Source organism: Psychroserpens sp. XS_ASV72, assembly GCF_041224425.1.
Taxonomy (GTDB): Bacteria; Bacteroidota; Bacteroidia; order Flavobacteriales; family Flavobacteriaceae; genus Psychroserpens.
The window spans coordinates 312,609-335,163 of the sequence record NZ_JBGFGL010000077.1 but is presented as its reverse complement, the minus strand read 5'-3'; the positions used below and the strand labels follow the sequence as shown (position 1 = coordinate 335,163).

Here is a 22,555-nt window from a genome sequence, read left to right as displayed (position 1 = left end):
AATAAAGGGTTTTCAAAACCATCGAAAAAGAGTTATCTTTATAGAAAACGAAATTGCTGTTGAAACTAGTAAAATTCACAAAAAAAGGAATCTACTGTATTCCTGGTAAATTTTATTTGGATCCTTGGTATCCTGTAGATTACGCAGTTATTTCCCATGCGCATGCAGATCATGCTAAATGGGGAATGAAGCATTATCTCTGTCATGATGATTCCAAAGAAATATTAAAATACCGAATCGGTCCGCAGATTTCTATCGAAAGTTTGCCTTACAACAAATCCAAAACGATCAACGGTGTTAAGGTAAGTTTTTTTCCTGCTGGACATATCATTGGTTCGGCTCAAATCCGATTGGAATGCAAGGGCTATGTAGTGGTTTTTTCAGGTGATTATAAAGTAAAAAATGATCACCTAACAACACCGTTCGAACCTGTTAAATGTCATGAGTTTATTTCCGAAAGCACATTCGGTTTACCTATATATAATTGGTTGCCTGAAGAAACGCTTCAAAAACAAATGCACGATTGGGTCTTAAGTAATCAATCTAAAAACAGAACGAGTGTTTTTATTGGATACTCACTTGGTAAGGCGCAACGCTTAATGAAACTCATGGAAGGGCTTTCAGAAATTTATGTGCATTCAGCAATACATAACACCAATGAAGCTCTAAAGACTTCAGGAATCAAATTACCTGAAACGAGTAAATGGACAGTTGAAACTGATAAGAAAGACATCCAAAATAAAATTGTTATAGTGCCTCCAGCATTGGTAGGCTCCAATATGATTAAACGTATTCCTAATGCAGCTACTGCTATTTGCTCTGGATGGATGCAAATTCGAGGCAATAGACGTTGGCAGTCGGTTGACGCTGGGTTTCCAGTGAGTGATCACGCCGATTGGAGCGGATTGATTTCAGCCGTAAAAGCTACTGAAGCTGAAAAGGTTTATGTGACCCATGGTTCTCAAGCAACTTTTGCCAAATATCTTAATGAAATTGGAATCCATGCACAAGAAGTTAAAACGGAATATGGCAGTAATGAGGATGAAACAGAGGAGTCTTTAAATTCAAAGCAGGCCTCATGAAACACTTTTCAGAACTTATTGGACAATTGGAAACCACGAATAAGACTAACGATAAAATCGATGCTTTGGTTGATTTCTTCACAGTCGCTTCAGATAAAGATAAGCTTTGGCTCATTGCTATTTTTACCGGAAAACGTCCAAAGCGTCCAGTAAAAACTTCATTAATGAAGCAATGGTGTATGGACATGTCAGGTATTCCTGAGTGGTTGTTTTTGGAAAGTTACAGTGCTGTTGGAGACTTAGGAGAAACGATGGCATTATTGCTGCCAAACCCAACGCATCTCATAAAGAAATCTTTTAGTGAATGGATGCAAGATATCATCGATTTACGTTCAAAATCTGATGAAGAAAAAGAAACCTTTGTGCGAGATGCTTGGTCTGGACTGGAAGCTCAGGATCGACTGATTTTAAATAAGCTCATTGGTGGTAGTTTCCGAGTCGGAGTATCTAAAAAAACCTTAGTGAATGCTTTGTCTAAGTTTTCAGGTATTGATCCCAATCAGCTTATGCATAGTATTATCGGACAATGGCAAATTGACGATATAAGTTTTGAGGATTTAATTCAAGGCAAACATGTCAACTATGACAATTCCAAACCGTATCCATTTTGTTTGGCGTATCCTTTAGAAAAGGAATTGGAGGAATTAGGATCCATTTCCGATTGGCAAGCCGAATACAAATGGGATGGGATACGTGGACAAATAGTGAAGCGGAACAATGAAATTTACATTTGGTCGAGAGGCGAGGAATTAGTAACCAAACAGTTTCCTGAGTTAGTCGACGCTATTTCAACGTTGAAGGCTGATTTTGTTATTGATGGCGAAATCTTGGCTATGAAGGATAATGCTATTTTACTTTTCAACGATTTACAAAAGCGATTAAATAGAAAGAATATTTCAAAGAAACTACTTCAGGATATTCCCATTGGGTTTTATATGTATGATCTTATGGAATGGGAAGGTGAAGATGTGAGGGAAAAACCACTATCAATTAGGCGTCAACGTTTAGAAACCTTATTTTCTCAAGTATCTCCATCAAATCATACCTTGTTTCTTTCACAAAAAATAGATGCTAAATCTTGGGAGGACTTGATTCCTATTCGTAAAGAAGCACGATCAAAGGACAGTGAAGGACTCATGCTAAAACAATTAAATTCATCTTATCATACAGGTCGTAAAAAAGGCGATTGGTGGAAATGGAAAGTCGATCCGTTAACCATTGATGCCGTTATGATTTATGCTCAAAAAGGAAGCGGTCGACGCAGTGCGCATTATACCGATTACACTTTTGCGGTTAAAAAAGATGACGGATTGGTAACAGTCGCGAAAGCCTATTCGGGACTGACAAAAGAAGAAATTATAGAAGTAAGCCGCTTTGTAAAGCAAAATGCCATTGAAAAATTCGGTCCAGTGCGAACGGTTAAACCTGAATTGGTTTTTGAAATTGCTTTTGAAGGCATTGCCTTAAGCAATCGTCATAAATCTGGTGTAGCGTTACGATTTCCTAGAATTTCAAGATGGCGAAAAGACAAGCCTGTTGATGAGATTGATACCATAGAAAGTGTAAAACAATTGATCCATTCCCCAAATTGAGCAAGACGTTTTTAAATTCCGAAGGTTATAGTATTATCAAGAACTGGATGGCTTCACAAAACAATGAACCATTTAAGTTTCAAGAACAGACTTGGGCAAAATATGCTAAGGGTTACAGTGGTATGGTTGTAGCACCAACAGGTTTTGGAAAAACATTTTCGGTGTTTTTGGCTGTGGTTATTGATTATTTAAATCATCCCGAAGACTATAAAAAAGGATTGAAACTGCTCTGGGTGAGTCCGTTGCGATCTTTAGCAAAAGACTTGGCAAAAGCTATGTCTGCAGCCGTTGAAGATATCGGATTGGATTGGGAAGTGGCAGTCCGAAATGGAGATACGCCTCAAAATATACGGCGACAACAGGAACGCATGATGCCAGATATCTTAATCACGACGCCTGAAACGCTTCATTTGTTGTTTTCACAGAAAAAGAATTCGAGATGGTTTAAAACACTTAATTGTGTAGCTGTGGATGAATGGCATGAATTGTTGGGAAATAAGCGAGGTGTTTTAGTGGAACTGGCGCTATCGCGATTGTTTATGCTTTCTGAAACCTTAAAAATTTGGGGTGTCACAGCAACCATTGGAAATCTTGAAGAGGCTTTACATGTACTGATTCCATATCCTAAACTTAAAACAATAACTATAAAAGCCAAGGAAAAAAAGAAAATTAAAGTCCACCCAATCTTACCAGATGAAGTGGAGGTTTTGCCTTGGGCTGGTCATTTGGGAAAAAGTATGGCGTCTAAAATTATTCCGATAATTTATGAAAACAAAACCACGCTAATCTTCACGAATACACGTGGCCAATCGGAAATATGGTATCAAACCCTGTTGGAAGAAGATCCAAATCTCGCTGGTCAGATTGCTATTCATCATGGGTCAATAGATAAAACCCTTCGTAATTGGATTGAAGACAGTATTTCTGAAGGCATCCTGAAAGCTGTGGTCTGTACCTCTTCATTAGATTTAGGGGTCGATTTCAAACCTGTAGATTGTGTTATCCAAATTGGATCGGCAAAAGGAATTGCAAGATTCATTCAACGTGCTGGTCGTAGTGGACATTCACCTTACGAAATTTCCAAAATTTATATGGTGCCGACGCATTCTTTGGAATTGGTAGAAGCTTCCGCCTTAAAAGAAGCTGTAAAACTGCATCGTGTTGAAGCAAGGGAACCAATGGTTTTAACGTTTGACGTCATGGTTCAGTTTTTGGTCACTTTGGCAGTAGGAGAGGTTTTTTTTGCTGAAGAGGCATTTCAATTATTAAAGTCCACTCATGCATTTCAAATGCTCACTGAAGAGGAATTTGCTTGGGCGATTCAGTTTATCACTCAAGGAGGAAATACCCTGAAATCGTATGAGGAATTTCATAAAGTGGCTAAGGATGATAACGGATTATACAAAGTAAAAAGTCGTCGCATAAGCATGTTGCATCGCATGAATATTGGAACTATAGTGAGTGATGCCATGTTGCGTGTTAAGTTCATGTCTGGTGGTTATATTGGTATGATAGAAGAGTATTTCATTACAAAATTGAAACCTGGTGAAAGTTTTGTCCTGGCTGGACGTGTTTTAGAATTGGTTAAAATAAAAGAAATGACGGCTTTTGTAAAAAGAAGTCCGTCAAAAAAAGCGATTACACCAAGTTGGTTGGGAGGACGATTGCCATTAACGTCTTATATGAGCCATTTTTTAAGGAAGAAATTATCAGATGCCTTGCATCCAGGAATCAGAGAGCGTGAATTAAAATTTTTGCATCCATTGATTTCAAGGCAAAATGAGTTTTCGCATATTCCTGATGAGGACGAGTTTTTGGTGGAGTTAATTAGTACAAAGGAAGGTTTTCATCTGTTCATGTATCCTTTTGAAGGTCGATTGGTACATGAGGTTGTTTCAGCATTGATTGCTTACAGAATCAGTAAAATAAAACCTTTGACCTTTACCATTGCCATGAATGATTACGGATTTGAATTGATGAGTGATCAAGAAATCCCAATTTCAGAAGACAATATTAAAACGATTTTGAGTAAAAATAATTTAATGGACGATGTCATTGCCAGTATCAATGCTTCTGAAATGGCATCCCGAAAGTTTAGGGATATTGCCGTAATTTCAGGATTGGTTGTGCAATCGTCTCCAGGAACATTTAAAAACAACAAAAGTTTGCAATCCTCTTCAGGTTTGATATTTCGGGTTTTGGAAGATAATGAGCCAAATAATTTATTACTCAGACAAGCTTATACCGAAGTTTTTGATCAACAAATTGAAGAGGCAAGGCTTAGGGCAACCTTTGATAGAATACACAATAGCAACTTGGTTTTGAAGAAATCAAATACATTTACACCTTTAAGTTTTCCAATAAAAGTAGATCGTTTAAGGCAATCGGTTTCATCAGAGAAGTTGGATAAACGAATCCAACGCATGCAAAATGAAATTTTAAAAAGTAAACATCGATGATTTACGCCGAACAGTCTTTAAAATTAAAAGGTGAAGAACTGATTTTAAATAATTTAAGAGCTTTGTTTTGGCAACGTGAACAAGCGCTTATTGTTTCAGACATGCATATTGGAAAAACAGCGCATTTCAGAAAGCATGGCATTCCAGTTTCAGCAGATGTTCAAGATAACGACTTAAAGCGTTTGTCATTTTTATTGAAGCTCTATAAAGTAAAACAGCTAATTGTTGTTGGCGATTTATTTCATGCGGAGCGTAATTCAGATGTTGAGAAGTTTCAAGATTGGCGAAAATCTCATGAGAATATTACTATTGTTTTGGTAAAAGGGAATCACGATAAATTTCGAAACGAGTTGTTTCAACAACTGGATATTAAGGTTATAAAAGACCATTTGAACATTCATCCATTTAAATTTATTCATGAGCCAGAAGAAAAAGACGGTTTTTCAATAAGCGGACATATACATCCTGGTTATGTGGTGAAAAATAAAAATTTGCCTCGAGTAAAACTGCCTTGTTTTCAAGTGTCAAACCACAATCTTATTCTTCCTGCTTTCAGCATGTTTACCGGTTTAAATACGTCTAAAGGAGAGAACGATGTTAGCTATTATGCATTTACAGAAACAGCATTCTACAAATTCATTTAAGAAGATGAAGAACTTATTATGTCGTAAACAATGTCTATATTTAAGGGCGTAAAATTCATACTAATGCTAGAAGAGTTAAGAACATACTATGGCTATTTGTTTGAAGATGAATTGCTTCAGGAAATCAATAGTGTAGCGGTTTATAAAGATGTGCCAGAAGGAGCACAGCTAATTGAAATAGGTGATTACATCAAATCCATACCATTATTGATTAGTGGTGCCATAAAGATTTTGCGTGAAGATGACGATGGCGACGAATTGCTATTGTATTTTATTGAAAGAGGAGATACATGTGCAATGACCTTATCATGTTGTGTTGGCGACTCCAAGAGTGAGATCAGAGCTATAGCAGAAACAGACACAAAATTACTAATGGTTCCAGTTCAAAAAATGGAAGTGTGGTTAGGAAAATACAAATCTTGGCGTCAATTTATTTTGCAAAGTTATCATGATCGCATGACCGAATTGCTACAAGCGGTCGACACCATTGCCTTCTTAAAAATGGATGAGCGTTTATTTAAATACCTTAAAGATAAAGCCATGGTTAATCATGATGATGTTATTCATGTGACTCACAATGAAATAGCTCAAGACTTACACACCTCAAGAGTGGTCATTTCGAGATTGCTCAAAAAGCTCTCTTTAAGTGGTAAAATCGAACTGCATCGAAATAACATCAAGGTAATTGATCTTTAAGCGTAACAATTGTTACCAAACGTCACTTGAATTCGCTTTAGTTTTGGTGAAACAAAAAACACATGGATATTCAACAGGCTTTAGGTTATTTTGGAGCACTTCTTATTGGTATCGTTTTAGGGCTAATTGGAGGAGGAGGTTCTATTTTAACTGTTCCTATTCTTGTGTATCTGATGTATATAAACCCAGTTACGGCTACAGCATATTCTTTATTTGTAGTCGGTGTTTCTGCCTTGGTTGGCGCTTTTCGAAATATGCAAAAGGGTTTGGTAGATTTTAGAACTGCCATTGTTTTTGCTATTCCTGCTTTTATTGCTGTTTATACTACTCGTAAGTTTTTGGTTCCAGCTATTCCTGAGGAATTATTTACTATTGGAAACTTTATGCTAACAAAAAACATTGCCATTATGCTATTCTTTGCTTTGGTGATGCTTTTGGCTTCTGTGTCCATGATTAGAAATAAAAGAGATGAAGCTGATGAAAATATAATAGTAACTTATAATTACCCATTAATTGTTGTTGAAGGTCTCGTTGTTGGTGTCCTAACTGGTATAGTTGGTGCAGGAGGTGGTTTTTTAATTATACCAGCTTTGGTATTATTGGCTAAGCTTCCTATGAAAAAAGCCGTGGCAACTTCGCTTTTAATCATAGCAATCAAATCACTCATTGGTTTCATTGGTGATGTGGAAAATCTAGACATCGATTGGACATTCCTTATGACTTTTACAGCAATTTCAGTTGTTGGAATCTTTTTAGGAATCTACTTCTCAAAATTCATTGAAGGTAAAAAGCTCAAAAAAGGATTTGGTTGGTTTGTCTTGATTATGGGAGTCTACATAATCTATAAAGAATTGACCAAATAACTTCCCTATGTAACTTTGGTTACATCTTTTGCAGATTATTCACTGTATTTTTAACCTGTTTATTTAATTAATGAAATACTTATGAAAGTAGAACAAATTTATACTGGATGCTTGGCTCACGCAGCTTATTATATTGAAAGTAATGGAGAAGCAGCAATTATTGACCCACTTCGTGAGGTAGAGCCTTACATCAAAAGAGCAGAAGATGATAATGCCAAAATCAAATATGTATTCGAAACACATTTTCATGCCGATTTCGTTTCTGGGCATTTAGATTTGAAAAAGAAAACTGGAGCAGATATAGTTTACGGTCCAACCGCAAAACCTGGTTTTGATGCCATTGTTGCTGAAGACGGACAGGTATTCGAGGTTGGTGATTATAAAGTAAAAGTGATTCATACGCCAGGTCATACCATGGAAAGTACCACATACTTATTGATTGATGAAAATGGAAAAGAGCATGGGATTGCTACTGGTGATACTTTGTTTATTGGTGATGTTGGTCGTCCTGATTTAGCGCAAAAAGTGGTTGCTGAATTGACACAGGATAAATTGGCGTCTTTACTATATGATTCGCTTCGAAATAAAATCATGCCTCTAAGCGATGACTTAATTATTTATCCTAATCATGGTGCAGGATCGGCCTGTGGTAAGAATATGAGTAAGGAAACTACAGATACTTTAGGACATCAAAAGGAAGTCAATTATGCTTTAAGAGCAGATATGACCAGAGAAGAATTTATTGAGGAACTTTTAGAAGGTTTAACTGAACCACCAGGATATTTTCCTCAAAATGTCATGATGAATATTAAAGGCTACGAGAGTTTTGATAAGGTCATGACAAAATCGTTAAAACCTTTGTCGGCTAAAGCTTTTGAAGCTGCTGCCAATGAAACGGAAGCCTTGATTTTAGATGTACGTCATCAATCTGAATTTGTAAAAGGTCACATCCCTCGTTCTATTTTTATTGGAATTGATGGTTCTTTCGCGCCTTGGGTTGGAGCATTGATAGTAGATGTTAATCAACCAATTCTTTTGGTGTGTCCTGAGGATCGACTGGAAGAAGTTATTACGAGATTATCACGAGTAGGATTTGATAATGTGATTGGTTACTTAGATGGCGGATTTAACACTTGGAAATCTTCAGGAATGGAATATGATACATTAACGTCTATTTCCGCTGAAGAGTTCGCTAATCGCTATCCAGAAAATACTTCAGAAGTATTCGATGTAAGACGTGCCAGTGAATACCAAGCCGAACATATTGAAGGTGCTCATAACACACCTTTAGATTATCTTAATGATCATTTAAGTGAATTTCCTGATAACAAAACCTTCTATGTGCATTGCGCTGGGGGTTATCGTTCAGTGATTGCAGCTTCAATCTTAAAAAGTAGAGGGATTCATAACTTGATTGATGTTGCTGGCGGATTTTCTGCCATCGCAAATACCAATGTGCCTCGGACAGACTATGTGTGTCCTTCGACATTGAAATAAAAAACATGATTTTTTGGTTGGTAAAAAGCGTGTCCGAAATTTAGTAGGATGCGCTTTTTGTGTAACATAAGTTACTGACAAATGAGGCTAAAACCTGTACTTTTATCAGAAATATTTAAATAGAAAAATCATGTCGTTTATTTCTCTTCTTTTTGGTAGTAAGGCCTCAAAACATGAGGCTATAGTTGTTCTGTCTCCTCAGGAGTTTAAAGAGAAACTTAAAGAAAATCCAAAGCAGTTAATTGACGTAAGAACACCTCAGGAATTTAAATCTGGGCATATAAAAGGCGCCAAGAATATCGATTTCTTTTCGGGTCGTTTTAATTTGGAATTTGAAAAATTAGATAAAGATCAACCTGTGTTTTTGTATTGCAGAAGTGGAAATAGAAGTCGCCAAACTTCAAAACGGCTAGCAATGAATGGGTTCACAAAGATCTATGATCTTCAAGGAGGTATCATGAATTACCAATAAGATGAGATCATTTCTAATAGTACTTGTGGCATTGACTACAATCTTAGGTTGTAAAGAGTCTAAAACTCCAGAATTGATTGTTGTAAAGAGTCAATCGTCTTCAGAATCGCATCCTGGAAAGAAACTGATGGAAACCAATTGCTATGTTTGCCATAACCCAACAACAGATCACGACAGTAGAATTGGTCCTCCAATGATTGCGATTAAAAATCATTATTTCACTGAAGGTATGACTAAAGAGGAATTTGTGTCTTCAATCCAGAATTGGATAGACAACCCAACTGAGGACAATTCCAAAATGCCAGGAGCTGTGAGACGTTTCGGTTTGATGCCAAAGCAAATCTTTCCAAAGGAAACCATTCGACAGATTTCTGAATACATGTATGAAAATGATATTGAGAAACCAGAATGGTTCGATGCACACCATAAATCTGAACATGGAAATCAAAGAGGAAATGGCATGGGACATGGCAAAATGAAACATTCCAAGCAACAAGCTCAGTTAAACTCCGAAGAGAAATCTTATGGAGAACGCGGATTGGAATATGCACTATCAACGAAAGCAGTATTAGGCAAAAACCTAATGGGAACAATCCAAAAGAAAGGAACCGTTACTGCATTGGAGTTTTGTAATGAAAAGGCATATCCATTAACCGATAGCATGGCTATAGTACATAACGCTAGAATCAAGCGTTTTACAGATCAACCTAGAAATCCCGAAAACGAAATTTCTTCAGAAGACTTACAATATTTAACTACTTTTAAGCAGATGCTTAACGACAATATCGAGTTTCAGCCTATTGTTAAGGAAGATTCACAAGAAGTGAATGTCTATTATCCAATCGTGACCAATTCCATGTGCTTGCAATGCCACGGAACACCTAATGAAACCATTGAAAGTGAAACCTTGAAAACCATAGCTCGTTTATATCCAAACGATCAAGCAAAAGGATACAATATAAATCAGTTGCGAGGCATATGGAAAGTTACATTTGAAAAATAATCATGTCAGGTATGAGCAAATTTTCAGAATTAATACAACAAGATTATCCAGTTTTAGTCGATTTCTTTGCGGAATGGTGTGGACCATGCAAAATGATGACACCAATTCTTGAAGAGGTCAAAGCCGAATTAGGAGACCAAGTTAAGATCATCAAGATCGATGTCGATAAAAATCAAGCACTAGCAGCTCGATACCAAATTAGAGGTGTTCCTACTTTTTTGTTATTTTACAAAGGAAACCAGGTTTGGAGACAATCTGGAATGCTAAAGAAAGAGGATTTAGTTGAAATTATCTCAAATGCCAAATGATACATCTGAATGAAAAGTATTGGGATAATCGCTACAGAACTAATGACATTGGTTGGGATTTAGGTGAAGTGTCACCTCCTTTGAAAGCTTATTTTGATCAGCTCACCAATAAAAACCAAAAAATATTGATTCCTGGTGGTGGAAATTCCTATGAAGCCGAATATTTATTTACAAATGGGTTTAAAAATGTGTATGTTTTAGACCTTTCCGAGATAGCTCTTCATAATATAAAACAACGTGTTCCCGATTTTCCAGACGATCAATTGCTTCACATAAACTTCTTCGACTTAGAAATGCAATTTGATCTTATTATTGAACAAACTTTTTTTTGTGCCCTTAATCCAAACTTAAGGCAGAGCTATGTGTTTAAAGCATATAATTCCTTGCATGAAAATGGGAAATTGGTTGGCCTCCTGTTTAATGTACCGCTCAATGAAGATAAACCACCATTTGGAGGATCGAAGAATGAATACAAAAGGCGTTTTAATGGAAAATTTAGTATCTTAACCATGGAAGAATCTTATAACTCTCATGAGGCAAGACAGGGTAGGGAGTTGTTTTTCAGACTACAAAAAAACAGTTAACCATAAATTATTTATTATGAAAGCAAACATGGGAAAAGCTGACCGATTTATCAGAATCGCCTTGGCCATACTAGTTGTTGTATTGTATTGGAATGGGAACATTCAAGGAACTTTAGCATACGTACTTTTGGCTTTTGCGGCCATTTTTCTTCTAACGAGTTTTGTTAGTTTTTGTCCGTTGTATACATTATTGGGTATCAATACCTGTAAAACTAAGTGAATTTTGATGCATTTTGAATGGTTGTGTAACAATTGTTACATAATTTATAAGTTTAGGCTTTTATTTTTATCGAAATAACAATTTACCATTCAAAAAATTATCAAAATGAAATCTCACTATCAAATTTTAGTTATTGGAGGTGGAACAGGTGGCATCATGACCTCTGCGCATCTTCTGGCAAAAGACAAATCTCTTGACATCGGTTTAATTGAGCCATCAGATTGGCATTATTATCAGCCTGCATGGACATTAGTTGGAGCTGGAACTTTTGATTTTGAGAAAACCAAACGTCCAATGTCATCAGTAATGCCTGATGGATTGGATTGGATAAAAGACTACGCAACCGGATTTAAGCCTGAAGCTAATACGGTTTCAACCAAAGAGAATGGCGATATCACCTATGATTATTTGATCGTTTCTCCTGGATTGGTAATGGATACTTCTTTAATTGAGGGCTTGACAGAATCCTTAGGAAAGGGAGTGGTGTGTAGTAATTATACAGATCCTAAACATACTTGGGAGGTTTTAAAGAATTTTAAGGGAGGTAATGCGGTGTTTACGCAACCAACAACTCCAATTAAATGTGGTGGTGCTCCTCAAAAAATCGCCTATTTGGCAGCAGATTATTTTAAGAAAAATGGTCTAAAAAACAACACCAATGTTGTTTTTGCTACACCTGGTTCTGTCATTTTTGGTGTTAAGGAAATCCGTGAAAGTTTGATGCAGGTTATCAGTCGTTATGGCATTCACTTTAAGCCATTTTACGCACCAATAAAAATCGATGGCGAAAACCAAGTCATTACGTTTAAAGGTGTTGGAACAGGAGAGAATAAATGTGTTATTAATGAGGATAATGAACTAAGAGAGATCATGTCTGGAGAATCTATTATTGAAATGCCTTTCGATATGTTGCATTTAGCACCTCCTCAAACAGCACCTAAGTTTGTGAAGGAATCACCTTTGGTAAATGAGGCTGGATGGTTAGATGTTGATAAGCATACCCTTCAACATAATAAATATCCTAATATTTTCGGATTAGGTGATGTAGCTGCACTTCCAACAGCAAAAACTGGCGCAGCAATTAGAAAGCAAGTGCCAATTGTTTCAGATAATGTCAGACAACTCATTGCTCACAATAAAAAAGGCAATAAGTCTTACTATGGATATTCTTCTTGTCCATTGGTAACTGGCTATGGAAAAATGATTTTAGCAGAATTTGATTATGACAATAACTTTATTCCAGATCCAAAACTTAAGCAAATGTTGGTGTTCAATAGTGAAAAAGAACATTGGCGACTTTGGATGCTCAAAAAATATGGATTGCCTTATTTATACTGGAATAAGATGATGAAAGGAAAGGAAGTTTAAGACTTGACTTTTTGATTAATAGCAAGAGTATCCTAGAAATAGGATACTTTTTTTTGTGAACTGATAAATGTCATATTTATTCATGAAACCATATATTACTTTTACATTGTATTAAGGTTTTAAATTACATAGTTATGATAGCCCAAAGCATTACATTATATAACAATACCAATGGTGTTATAATGATTGCTGTTTTCGGAATAGTCTGTTTAGCATTGATAGGCTTTCTGGTAAAATTTATGGTTAGTAGTGACAGAAAGAAAAAGAAACATGACGAGGTTTGATTTTTTATCTGTCTTTATTAAAAAAGGAGTGTATGTTAAATGCGCTCCTTTTTTGATTTGTTGAAGTAATTAAGGAGATAAACGTAAACGAATTCCTACCAAAAATCATTTTGACGAATAAATAATCCGATAAGGTTTTATTTTTTTGCTTTGCTAGTAATCTTACTACATTTAATTGATTAATAGCAACATTTCATCAACCAACTAAATCATTTTAAATGTTGCGTCATTCTCAAAAAGTTAGTCTGCAAACCTTTCTGGTTTCTGTCCTGTTTCTATGTTTTTGTTTTATAGGTTTCGCTCAGTTACCATTAGGATATTCTGCTTCTCAAGTTCAAAGTGGCTATACCAACATTATGGGTGTTGTTTTTAATAATGATGGTACTAAAATGTTTGTTTGGGAAAAACGCGGACATGTGTACGTTTCTAATTGGAACGGATCAACTTATGTAAGGCAATCTACACCAGTTTTGGACATATCAGATGAAGTAGGCGATTGGAGAGATTTTGGGTTTGCAAGCTTTTGTTTGGATCCAGACTTTGATACCAATGGTTTGGTATACATGTATTATATGGTCGATAGGGAACATCTTATGAATTATGGAACTCCGAGTTATAATCCTAATGATAATGATTATTATGAAGCGAGTATCAGTCGCTTAACGCGATACCAATTAAATATTGGTAGTGATCCGTTGACAACAAATTACAGCTCTAGAACAGTATTGTTGGGTGAGTCCGTTTCAACAGGAGTGCCTCTCACACATGAATCACATGCTGGCGGAACCGTAATTTTTGCTAACGATGGCACCTTATTGGTCTCAACAGGAGATAATGCCAGTTACTCATCTACAGATGTTGGAAGCGCTAACGAAACCTATTACCAACAAGCCATTAACGATGGTATCATGCGACCAGAGGAAAATGTTGGAGCCTTTAGAAGTCAAATGATTACATCGTTGTGCGGAAAAGTTTTACGACTGGATCCTAATACTGGAGACGGCATTCCTTCTAATCCATACTACGAATTCTCTAATCCACGTTCAGCTAAATCAAGGGTTTGGGCATTGGGTTTACGCCATCCTTTTAGAATGTCTATTCAACCGAATTCAGGAAGTACTAATCCAACAGATGGAAACCCAGGAATTATTCATGTTGCTGATGTAGGTTGGGGCACTTGGGAAGACCTACACATTTTTGATAAAGGCGGACTCAATGGTGGATGGCCATTGTATGAAGGGTTAACACAACATAATGGGTATTACAATAGTGGCACAACAAATCCAGATGAAGGTGATGTGCCTTTTGTCGATAATTGTCCGCAACCAACCTCTTTTATTGATAATGCCGATCCTGCGTTGCGTCGATTCGTTCACGATAGACCTGAAGTTGCTTGGAAACATGGTGGTCAAAACGAAGCACGTGTGCCATGGTTTAGTGGGACAACACCTACAAATCCTAGAGTTGGAAGTACAGGTGCTCCAACTACTGGTATTGAATTCAGAGGAAATACAGCAATAGCTGGAGTGTATATTCAAGGCGATGCCTTGGGTAGTAGTATGAATGGCAAATATTTGTTTACGGATTATGTGCGTAATTGGATTAATATTGCAACGTTAACTGATGGTTCACAAAACTGGATTAGCGATATTTCAGCTTTGGCTCCTGTTGGATTTGGTTCGGGAATTGTGCATATGATGCAAAATCCTTTGGATGGTTTTATTTACTACGTTAATATTTTTAATGGAACCTTGTTTAAGATTTCCTTTGTTGGTCCTACTTGGACGATTGAGCCTTCAGATTTGACTATCGAATGTGGTTCAGAAGATGTGAATACAGCATATAATAATTGGCTTAATAGCTTTTCTGGAACAGTAACCTGTGGAAATGCAACTTTAACCAATAATGCATCTGGTTTATCTTTTCTCTGTGGAAGTACAGCTTCGGAAACCGTCACTTTTACCTTGTCAGATGAATGCGGAAACGAGATTTCAAAAGAAGTGACGTTTACAGTCGTAGATACACTAGCACCAAGTTTCAATGAAAGTCTTCCGATAGATATAACCGTAGATTGTGAAAATATTCCAACCGCTGAGACATTGACTGCAATTGATGCCTGTGGAAATGCAACAGTGGATTTTGATGAAGCAACAATATTGGGTTCATGTTCTGGCGATTACACCATCACAAGAACATGGACGGCAACAGATGATTGTGGCAACCAAACGTTGCATGTTCAAACTATTACGGTTGAAGATTCTGAAAATCCTGTATGGAGTACTACTCCAGCAGATATGACTGTAATGTGTTCAGGCAATAATCAAACAGAATTTGAAGATTGGTTAAATAGTTTTTCAGGGACCGATAATTGTGGAATAGCTATGGTTTCACACGATGCACCTTTAGTTGTTTCATGTCCTGATAGCATTTTGGTGACATTTGAACTTACAGATGAATGTGGTAATAGTAGTCAAGCAATGGCTACATTCACTATTGAAGATACACTTGGGGTTATTGAAAATGAAAATGCTCTAAATGTTAAAATGTATCCAAATCCAGTAAAAAACACACTTTATTTTTCTGGAATAAATGAAGACTGTAAAGTTACTATTTATAATATTCTAGGGAAGAAAACACTTGAAACCGTGTTGAGTGAATCCAAACCATTGGAAATCAACTTAAATTCAGGAATGTATATAGTGAAACTCGAAGTAGGAAGTACTTCACTAGTAAAAAAACTAATTGTTGATTAAAAAAAAGGAGAACATGATTTTGTTCTCCTTTTTTGTTCTAAAATTTGTATTGAAGAAATATTGAAAAGTTTCTTCCAGGATCTGTAATTGGGACTCTTGTAAAATCACTTTGGTTAGTGAATGAAAAATTCAAGTGATTATTATAGGCTTCATCGAAAGCATTTAGCACAGCAACACCTAAAGTGGTATTTTTTATAGGAATAACGCCCAACCTGAAATCTAAAGTTTGATACCCTTCAGTATAAGTCTCTCCAAAGCTTCTAGAAATATTGCTTTGATGGGATACTATATTATACTGTATATTAGCCCAAAATCGTTCCTTTTCCATACCAATAGCTAAACGTGTCGTTAAAGGAGGTGTTAACGGAAGTGATTCCGATAAGTCCTTATTTTTAGCATATACATAAGCAGTTTCACCTTTAACATAGTAGTCTTTCAGAACAAAGAATTGTGCCATAAGCTCAAAACCTGTTTTATAAGCTTCATCTAAATTTCTAAATACCTTCGGATTTCTTGGTTCTGACATTGGCATAAACTTCCTTGTTTGTGTTTCGTCAACAATGCCCACAATATAATTTTCCAAAAGGGAATAATAGAAAGAAGCTTGATAGTTGAGCTTTGTTATGCCTCTATTATTCGTTGCTATTCCTTTGAAACCAATTTCAAACTGATTATTAACTTCAGCCTTAAGATTAGGATTACCTATATATTCATAAGGATCTTGTCCGACATTAAAGTGATTGATAAAACGTTCAATCATATTTGCAGAGCGAACTCCTCGTCCATAAGCAGCTTCAAATGAGAATTTATCGGAAACCAATGTTTTTATGGAAACAGTTCCGCTTAGGTTATGCTCTGTGCGTTTCTCTAAATCATAGGCTTGTTCAAAATCAGTATCAGGATCTTTAATCTCTGAAACAACTTGATCATAGCGAACACCTCCTGTAATAATGGTTTTGTTGCTCAATGCATATTTTGCTTCACTAAAAACACCAATATCTGTGATGTAGGAATCTTGCCATACTTTGTCATTAAATTCCATAGGAGAAGGCAGTAAGTTGCCATTCATAACTTTCACCAATCGTGTTCTTCCACCATCTCTTGCAATACGAAGTGCATCAAGACCAGTATAAATATTCCAGTTTTTTGAGGGCTTTATATGTAATTCCAATTTGCCTCCCAAAGTTGTGGCATCCACAGCAGAAGCAGCTTCAACCATCATTGACGACGGTCTTAGATTGTTGGTCATTAAATGGTCAACATAACTATAATAGGCTTTTGCAGAGATAGCATGTAATAGTTTTCCATCGCGTTCCAGTTTATAATCTAAGGCTAAGATGCTACTATTGTCATATTCTGTATCCATGGGTAATCCAGCATGTAAAACATCACGACCAAACGATTGTCTCCAATGTGCTTGTATGCGCTGATTCTCACTCAGATTGTAACCAAATTTAACACCATAATCTGTACTTCTAAACGCTGATGGGATTTCTATGGCATTGCCATCTTCATAATTCCCAAAATCGCGATATCCAAAATTTGTCACAAGGTCATATTTTGGTTTGATGTACTGAATTTGTCCTAAGCTAACCAAACTATTCCCATTACTTTCATAACCTGAGGATACTTTCCCATGTAAACCATAATCTTGATAATCTGGTTTTTGGGTTACCAAATTGACAACACCACCAAATGTTGCGCCATACCTAACCGTATATGGTCCTTTAATGATTTCAATTTTATCGATTTCCTCAGGAATGATATGAGTCGTAATAGGATCCATTCGGTTTGGGCAAGCATGCATGGCCTTGGTGCCACCATCATACTGAATATTTAATTGCTCATATTGAGCACCTCTAAACGATGGGTCTATGGCATAGTTTCCTCTTTTAATCACCGAAAATCCATTTATGGAATTAAATAGGTCTGCCACATTTTTGGGTTGAACAATAGTTTTAGCATTGGAATTAGATACTGATGTTAACACAGGATCGGTTTTTTTTCCAGTAACGATGACTTCATCTAATGTAATAGTCTTTGTGCTGTCTTTTTGGGTTTCGTTTTCCTGACCAAAAGACACAAGTGAAATTAGCACACAGCAAAGTGCACTATAAAATGTTTTCATTTATAAGTTTTTAAGTTTAACTGATTTAATTCTGCAGAAATTTGCACTGTATGTAGTTAAACCCATTTAGGAGGATGGAAAAAATTTTGAATACTAAGGAAAGTATATAGGTTATTGTAATTATTTGGTGTAGATATGTTTTTATTTGAATAGGATAGATGGGCAACAGGTTTTTCTTGGTTAATAAAGAGGACAAGTTCTTTAAAATCCAAGATACTTTCTGGTGTTTTTTGTTCCTTGTTTTGTTGCTTGGATACTTTAGCCAAATGACATTTTCCGTTACACTGAAGTTCGGGCTGATCAACATTTTCGCATAAATTTTTGATAAATCCTACAGGATCCAATTTATAATAGGTATACGTTAAAGTGACTCGCGTACTATTATAAAACAAGAGCAGGATTAAAAAGAAGGAAAATATTTGAGAGCCTATTTTCATAGCGCAAAGATACTATTGTACAAATAAAAATTTGCTGATACTTATCATAATTAACACTCATATATCATTTCGGTTTATATGGATTGAAAACCCTTATACTGTCATTCTAAAACAATATGGTTAAGGTGACTTAGGTTACACAATCAGAAAGTGTTGATGTTTAATTTTATAACAAATTAATAAACTACAATTATGGAAAATACACAGCACACAAACACAGTCGAGTCTTCATTTGCAATGCCAAGAATTGGCGATAAGGCTCCAGAATTTAAGGCAGTTACCACACAAGGAGAGATTAACTTTCCTTCAGACTATGATGGTAAATGGGTGATCTTATTTAGTCATCCAGCAGATTTTACACCTGTTTGCACCTCTGAGTTCATGACCTTTGCACATTTAGAAGAGAAATTCAACAAAGCTAATTGTGAACTGGTTGGATTGTCTGTTGACGGGCTTTACAGTCATATTGCTTGGCTGAGAACCATCAAGGATAAAATCAGTTATAAAGGAATGAAAGATATTGAGGTGAAATTTCCTTTGATTGAAGATATTACGATGGAAGTTGCTAAAAAATATGGTATGATTCAACCTGGAGAGCATAAAACACAAGCCGTTAGAGCGGTGTTCTTTATCGATCCTCAGGGTATTGTGAGATCCATTATTTATTACCCATTGAGTTTAGGTCGTAATTTCGATGAAATTTATCGTGCGTTGATAGCCATGCAAACCTCTGATAAATTTAATGTAGCAACTCCAGCCGATTGGGAACCAGGAGATGATGTCATTATTTCGCCAGCAGGTTCTTGTGGTGTCGCTGAAGAACGTATGACAGGAACTGAGGATTTAGACTGTAAGGATTGGTTTTTCTGTACCAAGAAATTGGATAAGGATACTGTTTTAAATGAAGTTTTAAAGTCTTAATCAGTTAGTATTATATAAAGAAAAGAGAGCTATTTGCTCTCTTTTTTATGTAACATTTGTAACTGATTTCAAGGAGATTATTCAAGAAATTTATAGAAAAAAAATCTTTATAATATGAAAACACAACAATTTAGACGACTCGCTAGTGTATTGTTTTTAGCAGTATCACTCGTAATTACAAGCGCTTGTAGTGATGATGATAATAATCCTAATAACAATGGGCCATTACCAGAGCTAACAGCTACAGACGCTGATGCATTATTGTTTATGCTGGAAGAGGAAAAATTAGCAAGAGATACATATACCTCATTGAATAATTTATGGACTCTAAATCAGCTAGCGAATATTAAGGATAGCGAACAATCACACATGAATGCTATTAAGAATTTATTGAATCGCTATGAAATAGATTATGATGTTTTGCCTATAGGTGAGTTTTATAATCAAGATTTACAAGGCTTGTACAATCAGTTTATGAATGATGGTGCCGTAAGTGAAATGAATGCCTTGGTTATTGGAGCAACCATTGAGGATTTAGATATATTGGATTTAGAGGATTTTATAAATGGAACTGAAAACTCAGCATTGATATCTGTTTTTGAAAATTTACAGTGTGGTTCACGCAACCATTTAAGAAGTTTTGTGAGTGGCATTGAAAATAGAGGTGGTACTTACGCACCACAGTTTTTAAGTCAGACACAATACGAAACAATTCTTCAAGGAAACCACGAGCAATGTAATTGAAATATTTTGTAACATTTTCAAAAACCTTGCGTCAAATAGTTGTAAATCAATCAATAATTAAGATACAAGAAAATGAGACAAGATAATCAACTTATTGTTCTAACACATTTAAGTCAGTTGTTGACCTTCATTACAGGTTTTGGTGGACTGTTAGTGCCATTGATTATTTGGGCAACACAACGTCATAACGTGTATGCAATGGATGAACAAGGTAAGCGAATCGTGAACTTTCAAATAAGTATGTTTATTTACAGTTTGATTTGTATTCCGCTTATTTTAGCTCTCGGATTGGGAATCGTCGGACTACTTATTCTGTGTTTGTTATCATTTATATATCCAATTATAAATGCCGTTAGAGCCAGTCATGGTGAAACGCCAAAATATCCTTTATCTCTTAATTTTATTAGTTAGTTATTTTATACAGAGGTAATTAAAACGCGTGCTTTTAGTGCGCGTTTTTTTATGTAATAATGTTAAACCTTTGGAAAAGACAAGCTTGTATTTTATTTTTAAAATAAAAAAAGCATGTTTTCACCAACAGACATTAAAAAAGAATTGCAAAACTTCAAACTTCGGAAGTCTAATCATAAGCAATTCGTAAGTGATTTGCTAACTAGTATTTCTGATACAGTAAAGCAAGAAGAACGAATAGGAGCGTCCCTTAGTATTGGAAATGATCAAGACCAAAATAATTATAATATTGATTTACTAGAGTCTGATAAAATCTTTCATATTGATACGATCAAATCCATTTGTATTGATTTTAGATTACGTTTTTTAGACACGAAGTATTTCAAGAATGATTTTCCAGAAGAAGCAATCGAAAAGATTCGACTATTGGAAAACCAACACCAAACCAAGATTGAAGGTTTTAAAATTATGGCGCCTTCAAAATTGTTCCGTTTGGAAAACCCTGATGACCCTTTATTGTTTGCGCCAATTGGAAATGGCTATTATTACCTCATCCATAAATGGGGAAATGATCTAAGTCCGTTTAGAAAGTGGTTGGTCAAGCCCTTGAGAAATTTAGATAACGTACTGATAAGCGCCATGTGCATTAGTTTTGTCTTGGCTTATGTAGTCAATAGTTTTCTAACCGTTAAGGATAACAACTTTATCAGTAATTTCTTTTTGTTGTTCTTGTTCAATTTCAAATGGGTCGTGGCAGTGATTATGTTTTATGCCATTCCTAGGGGAAAGAATGTCAATGAAGCTATTTGGGACAGTGTTTACAATAAATAGATTTCTATAAATAAAAAAGCGTTCCAATTGGAACGCTTTTTTTTATGAATTATATTTTGAATTAACTATTCAGCATTACTGGCATTACCAACATCGTGACTTGCTCACCTTCATCCAGTCCATCAATTGGCGTTAAAATTCCTGCTCTGTTAGGCAGGCTCATTTCCAACTGAACATCATCAGCATTCAGGTTGTTCAACATTTCAGTTAAGAAACGAGAGTTGAAACCAATTTGCATATCATCACCTTGGTAATCACAAGACAAACGCTCTTCAGCTTTGTTAGAGTAATCGATGTCTTCAGCTGAAATATTCAGTTCAGCTCCAGCAATTTTTAAGCGAATTTGGTGTGTGGTCTTGTTTGAAAAGATACTCACACGACGCACAGAATTCAAAAATTGGGTTCTGTCTATGGTAAGCTTATTTGGATTCTCCTTTGGAATCACAGCTTCGTAATTTGGATATTTTCCATCAATGAGGCGACAAACCAATACCGAGTTATCAAATGTGAATTTAGCATTGGAATCGTTATATTCAATTGTAACGGCATCATCCATAGTAGCCAATATACCTTTCAACAAGTTTAGAGGTTTTTTAGGCATAATAAATTCAGCGGATTGATCTGCATTCACATCAGATCTTGAGTATTTAACAAGTTTGTGAGCATCAGTAGCCACAAATGTTAAACCTTCTGTAGAAAACTGAAAAAACACACCGCTCATCACTGGTCTCAGGTCATCATTTCCAGCCGCAAAAATCGTCTTGCTAATTGCGGTTGCTAAAATGTCGCCAGAAATGGTTGTTGTACTCGGATTGTCTAATTCAACTGCTTTTGGAAATTCATTGCCATCTGCATAAGCCAAGGCATATTTACCATGATTCGAACTGATTTCAACAGTGTTGTTGTCTTCTACAACGAACGTTAGAGGTTGCTCTGGAAAGGTTTTCAAAGTGTCTAACAACAATCGTGCTGGCAACGCAATACTACCATCTTCATCGCTTTCTACATCTAAAGTAGACGACATTGTGGTCTCCAAGTCACTTGCAGATACAGTGAGTTTGGAGTTATTGATTTCAAAAAGGAAATTATCTAAAATAGGAAGTGTGTTAGAGTTGTTGATAACACCTCCCAAAATTTGTAATTGTTTCAGTAAATAAGTACTCGATACTATGAATTTCATTTGTGTTTAATTGATTATATTCTGTTTGATTCAACAAAAAATAGTAATACAAATATATCTTAAAGGGATTGTTTTATA

The 22,555-nt window shown here is 35.8% G+C and carries 21 protein-coding genes; 18 read left to right on the top strand and 3 right to left on the bottom strand.

Translation table 11 applies throughout. The features are described 5' to 3' along the window. Positions 1-59: 59 nt before the first annotated feature. The 14 genes from AB9K26_RS10370 to AB9K26_RS10305 all read left to right on the top strand — a co-directional run bounded on the left by AB9K26_RS10370 (position 60) and on the right by AB9K26_RS10305 (position 15,825). A complete protein-coding gene (locus tag AB9K26_RS10370) occupies positions 60-1,082 on the top strand; it encodes a ligase-associated DNA damage response exonuclease (protein ID WP_369972501.1) in 1,023 nt (340 codons plus the stop codon). After that, complete coding sequence (locus tag AB9K26_RS10365) at positions 1,079-2,674, top strand: ATP-dependent DNA ligase (RefSeq protein WP_369972500.1); 1,596 nt, start codon at positions 1,079-1,081, stop codon at positions 2,672-2,674. The genes AB9K26_RS10370 and AB9K26_RS10365 overlap by 4 nt, the downstream gene beginning before the upstream one ends. After that, positions 2,671-5,133, top strand: coding sequence for a ligase-associated DNA damage response DEXH box helicase (locus AB9K26_RS10360; protein ID WP_369972499.1), 2,463 nt, complete (start codon positions 2,671-2,673; stop codon positions 5,131-5,133). The genes AB9K26_RS10365 and AB9K26_RS10360 overlap by 4 nt, the downstream gene beginning before the upstream one ends. Continuing rightward, positions 5,130-5,777 carry a ligase-associated DNA damage response endonuclease PdeM gene (pdeM, locus tag AB9K26_RS10355; RefSeq protein ID WP_369972498.1) on the top strand — a complete coding sequence of 216 codons (648 nt, stop codon included), beginning with the start codon at positions 5,130-5,132 and terminating at the stop codon, positions 5,775-5,777. Before AB9K26_RS10360 ends, pdeM begins: the two co-directional genes overlap by 4 nt. 63 nt (positions 5,778-5,840) lie before the next feature. Further along, complete coding sequence (locus AB9K26_RS10350; protein ID WP_369972497.1) at positions 5,841-6,473, top strand: Crp/Fnr family transcriptional regulator; 633 nt, start codon at positions 5,841-5,843, stop codon at positions 6,471-6,473. Between the two features lie 62 nt (positions 6,474-6,535). Next, positions 6,536-7,336: a sulfite exporter TauE/SafE family protein gene (locus AB9K26_RS10345; RefSeq protein ID WP_369972496.1), complete on the top strand. Its 801-nt coding sequence runs from the start codon at positions 6,536-6,538 to the stop codon at positions 7,334-7,336. 81 nt (positions 7,337-7,417) lie between these two features. Then, entirely contained in the window at positions 7,418-8,833 is a 1,416-nt protein-coding gene (locus AB9K26_RS10340; protein WP_369972495.1) for a rhodanese-like domain-containing protein, read from the top strand. A gap of 130 nt (positions 8,834-8,963) precedes the next feature. Further along, a complete protein-coding gene (locus AB9K26_RS10335) occupies positions 8,964-9,305 on the top strand; it encodes a rhodanese-like domain-containing protein (protein ID WP_369972494.1) in 342 nt (113 codons plus the stop codon). A 1-nt stretch (position 9,306) separates the two neighbouring features. Next, positions 9,307-10,308: a DUF3365 domain-containing protein gene (locus tag AB9K26_RS10330; RefSeq protein ID WP_369972493.1), complete on the top strand. Its 1,002-nt coding sequence runs from the start codon at positions 9,307-9,309 to the stop codon at positions 10,306-10,308. Positions 10,309-10,319: 11 nt separating this feature from the next. Beyond that, positions 10,320-10,616, top strand: a complete 297-nt coding sequence (trxA, locus tag AB9K26_RS10325; RefSeq protein ID WP_369972492.1) for a thioredoxin — start codon at positions 10,320-10,322, stop codon at positions 10,614-10,616. Beyond that, complete coding sequence (locus AB9K26_RS10320) at positions 10,616-11,200, top strand: SAM-dependent methyltransferase (protein ID WP_369972594.1); 585 nt, start codon at positions 10,616-10,618, stop codon at positions 11,198-11,200. The genes trxA and AB9K26_RS10320 overlap by 1 nt, the downstream gene beginning before the upstream one ends. A gap of 16 nt (positions 11,201-11,216) precedes the next feature. After that, the gene (locus tag AB9K26_RS10315) at positions 11,217-11,420 is read left to right on the top strand and encodes a DUF2892 domain-containing protein (RefSeq protein WP_369972491.1); all 204 of its coding nucleotides are present in this window, start codon (positions 11,217-11,219) and stop codon (positions 11,418-11,420) included. A 105-nt stretch (positions 11,421-11,525) separates the two neighbouring features. Further along, a complete protein-coding gene (locus AB9K26_RS10310; protein ID WP_369972490.1) occupies positions 11,526-12,788 on the top strand; it encodes an FAD/NAD(P)-binding oxidoreductase in 1,263 nt (420 codons plus the stop codon). Between the two features lie 502 nt (positions 12,789-13,290). Next, positions 13,291-15,825: a PQQ-dependent sugar dehydrogenase gene (locus tag AB9K26_RS10305; RefSeq protein WP_369972489.1), complete on the top strand. Its 2,535-nt coding sequence runs from the start codon at positions 13,291-13,293 to the stop codon at positions 15,823-15,825. A 37-nt stretch (positions 15,826-15,862) separates the two neighbouring features. Here the strand turns inward: AB9K26_RS10305 and AB9K26_RS10300 are convergent, their stop codons facing one another. Together AB9K26_RS10300 and AB9K26_RS10295 are read right to left on the bottom strand one after the other, a co-directional pair. Then, positions 15,863-17,953 (bottom strand): TonB-dependent receptor domain-containing protein, encoded by a 2,091-nt coding sequence (locus AB9K26_RS10300; protein ID WP_369972488.1) that lies wholly within the window; start codon positions 17,951-17,953, stop codon positions 15,863-15,865. Positions 17,954-18,009: 56 nt separating this feature from the next. Then, entirely contained in the window at positions 18,010-18,390 is a 381-nt protein-coding gene (locus AB9K26_RS10295) for a hypothetical protein (RefSeq protein ID WP_369972487.1), read from the bottom strand. 192 nt (positions 18,391-18,582) lie between these two features. Between AB9K26_RS10295 and AB9K26_RS10290 the strand changes: the two genes are divergently transcribed. The 4 genes from AB9K26_RS10290 (at position 18,583) to AB9K26_RS10275 (ending at position 21,297) form a co-directional block, all read left to right on the top strand. After that, the gene (locus AB9K26_RS10290) at positions 18,583-19,311 is read left to right on the top strand and encodes a peroxiredoxin (protein ID WP_369972486.1); all 729 of its coding nucleotides are present in this window, start codon (positions 18,583-18,585) and stop codon (positions 19,309-19,311) included. A gap of 114 nt (positions 19,312-19,425) precedes the next feature. Next, complete coding sequence (locus AB9K26_RS10285; RefSeq protein ID WP_369972485.1) at positions 19,426-20,055, top strand: DUF2202 domain-containing protein; 630 nt, start codon at positions 19,426-19,428, stop codon at positions 20,053-20,055. A gap of 72 nt (positions 20,056-20,127) precedes the next feature. Next, entirely contained in the window at positions 20,128-20,466 is a 339-nt protein-coding gene (locus AB9K26_RS10280) for a DUF4870 domain-containing protein (protein ID WP_369972484.1), read from the top strand. A gap of 114 nt (positions 20,467-20,580) precedes the next feature. Beyond that, positions 20,581-21,297 carry a hypothetical protein gene (locus AB9K26_RS10275; protein WP_369972483.1) on the top strand — a complete coding sequence of 239 codons (717 nt, stop codon included), beginning with the start codon at positions 20,581-20,583 and terminating at the stop codon, positions 21,295-21,297. A gap of 61 nt (positions 21,298-21,358) precedes the next feature. Here the strand turns inward: AB9K26_RS10275 and dnaN are convergent, their stop codons facing one another. Continuing rightward, positions 21,359-22,477 carry a DNA polymerase III subunit beta gene (dnaN, locus tag AB9K26_RS10270; protein ID WP_369972482.1) on the bottom strand — a complete coding sequence of 373 codons (1,119 nt, stop codon included), beginning with the start codon at positions 22,475-22,477 and terminating at the stop codon, positions 21,359-21,361. Between the last annotated feature and the right edge of the window lie 78 nt (positions 22,478-22,555).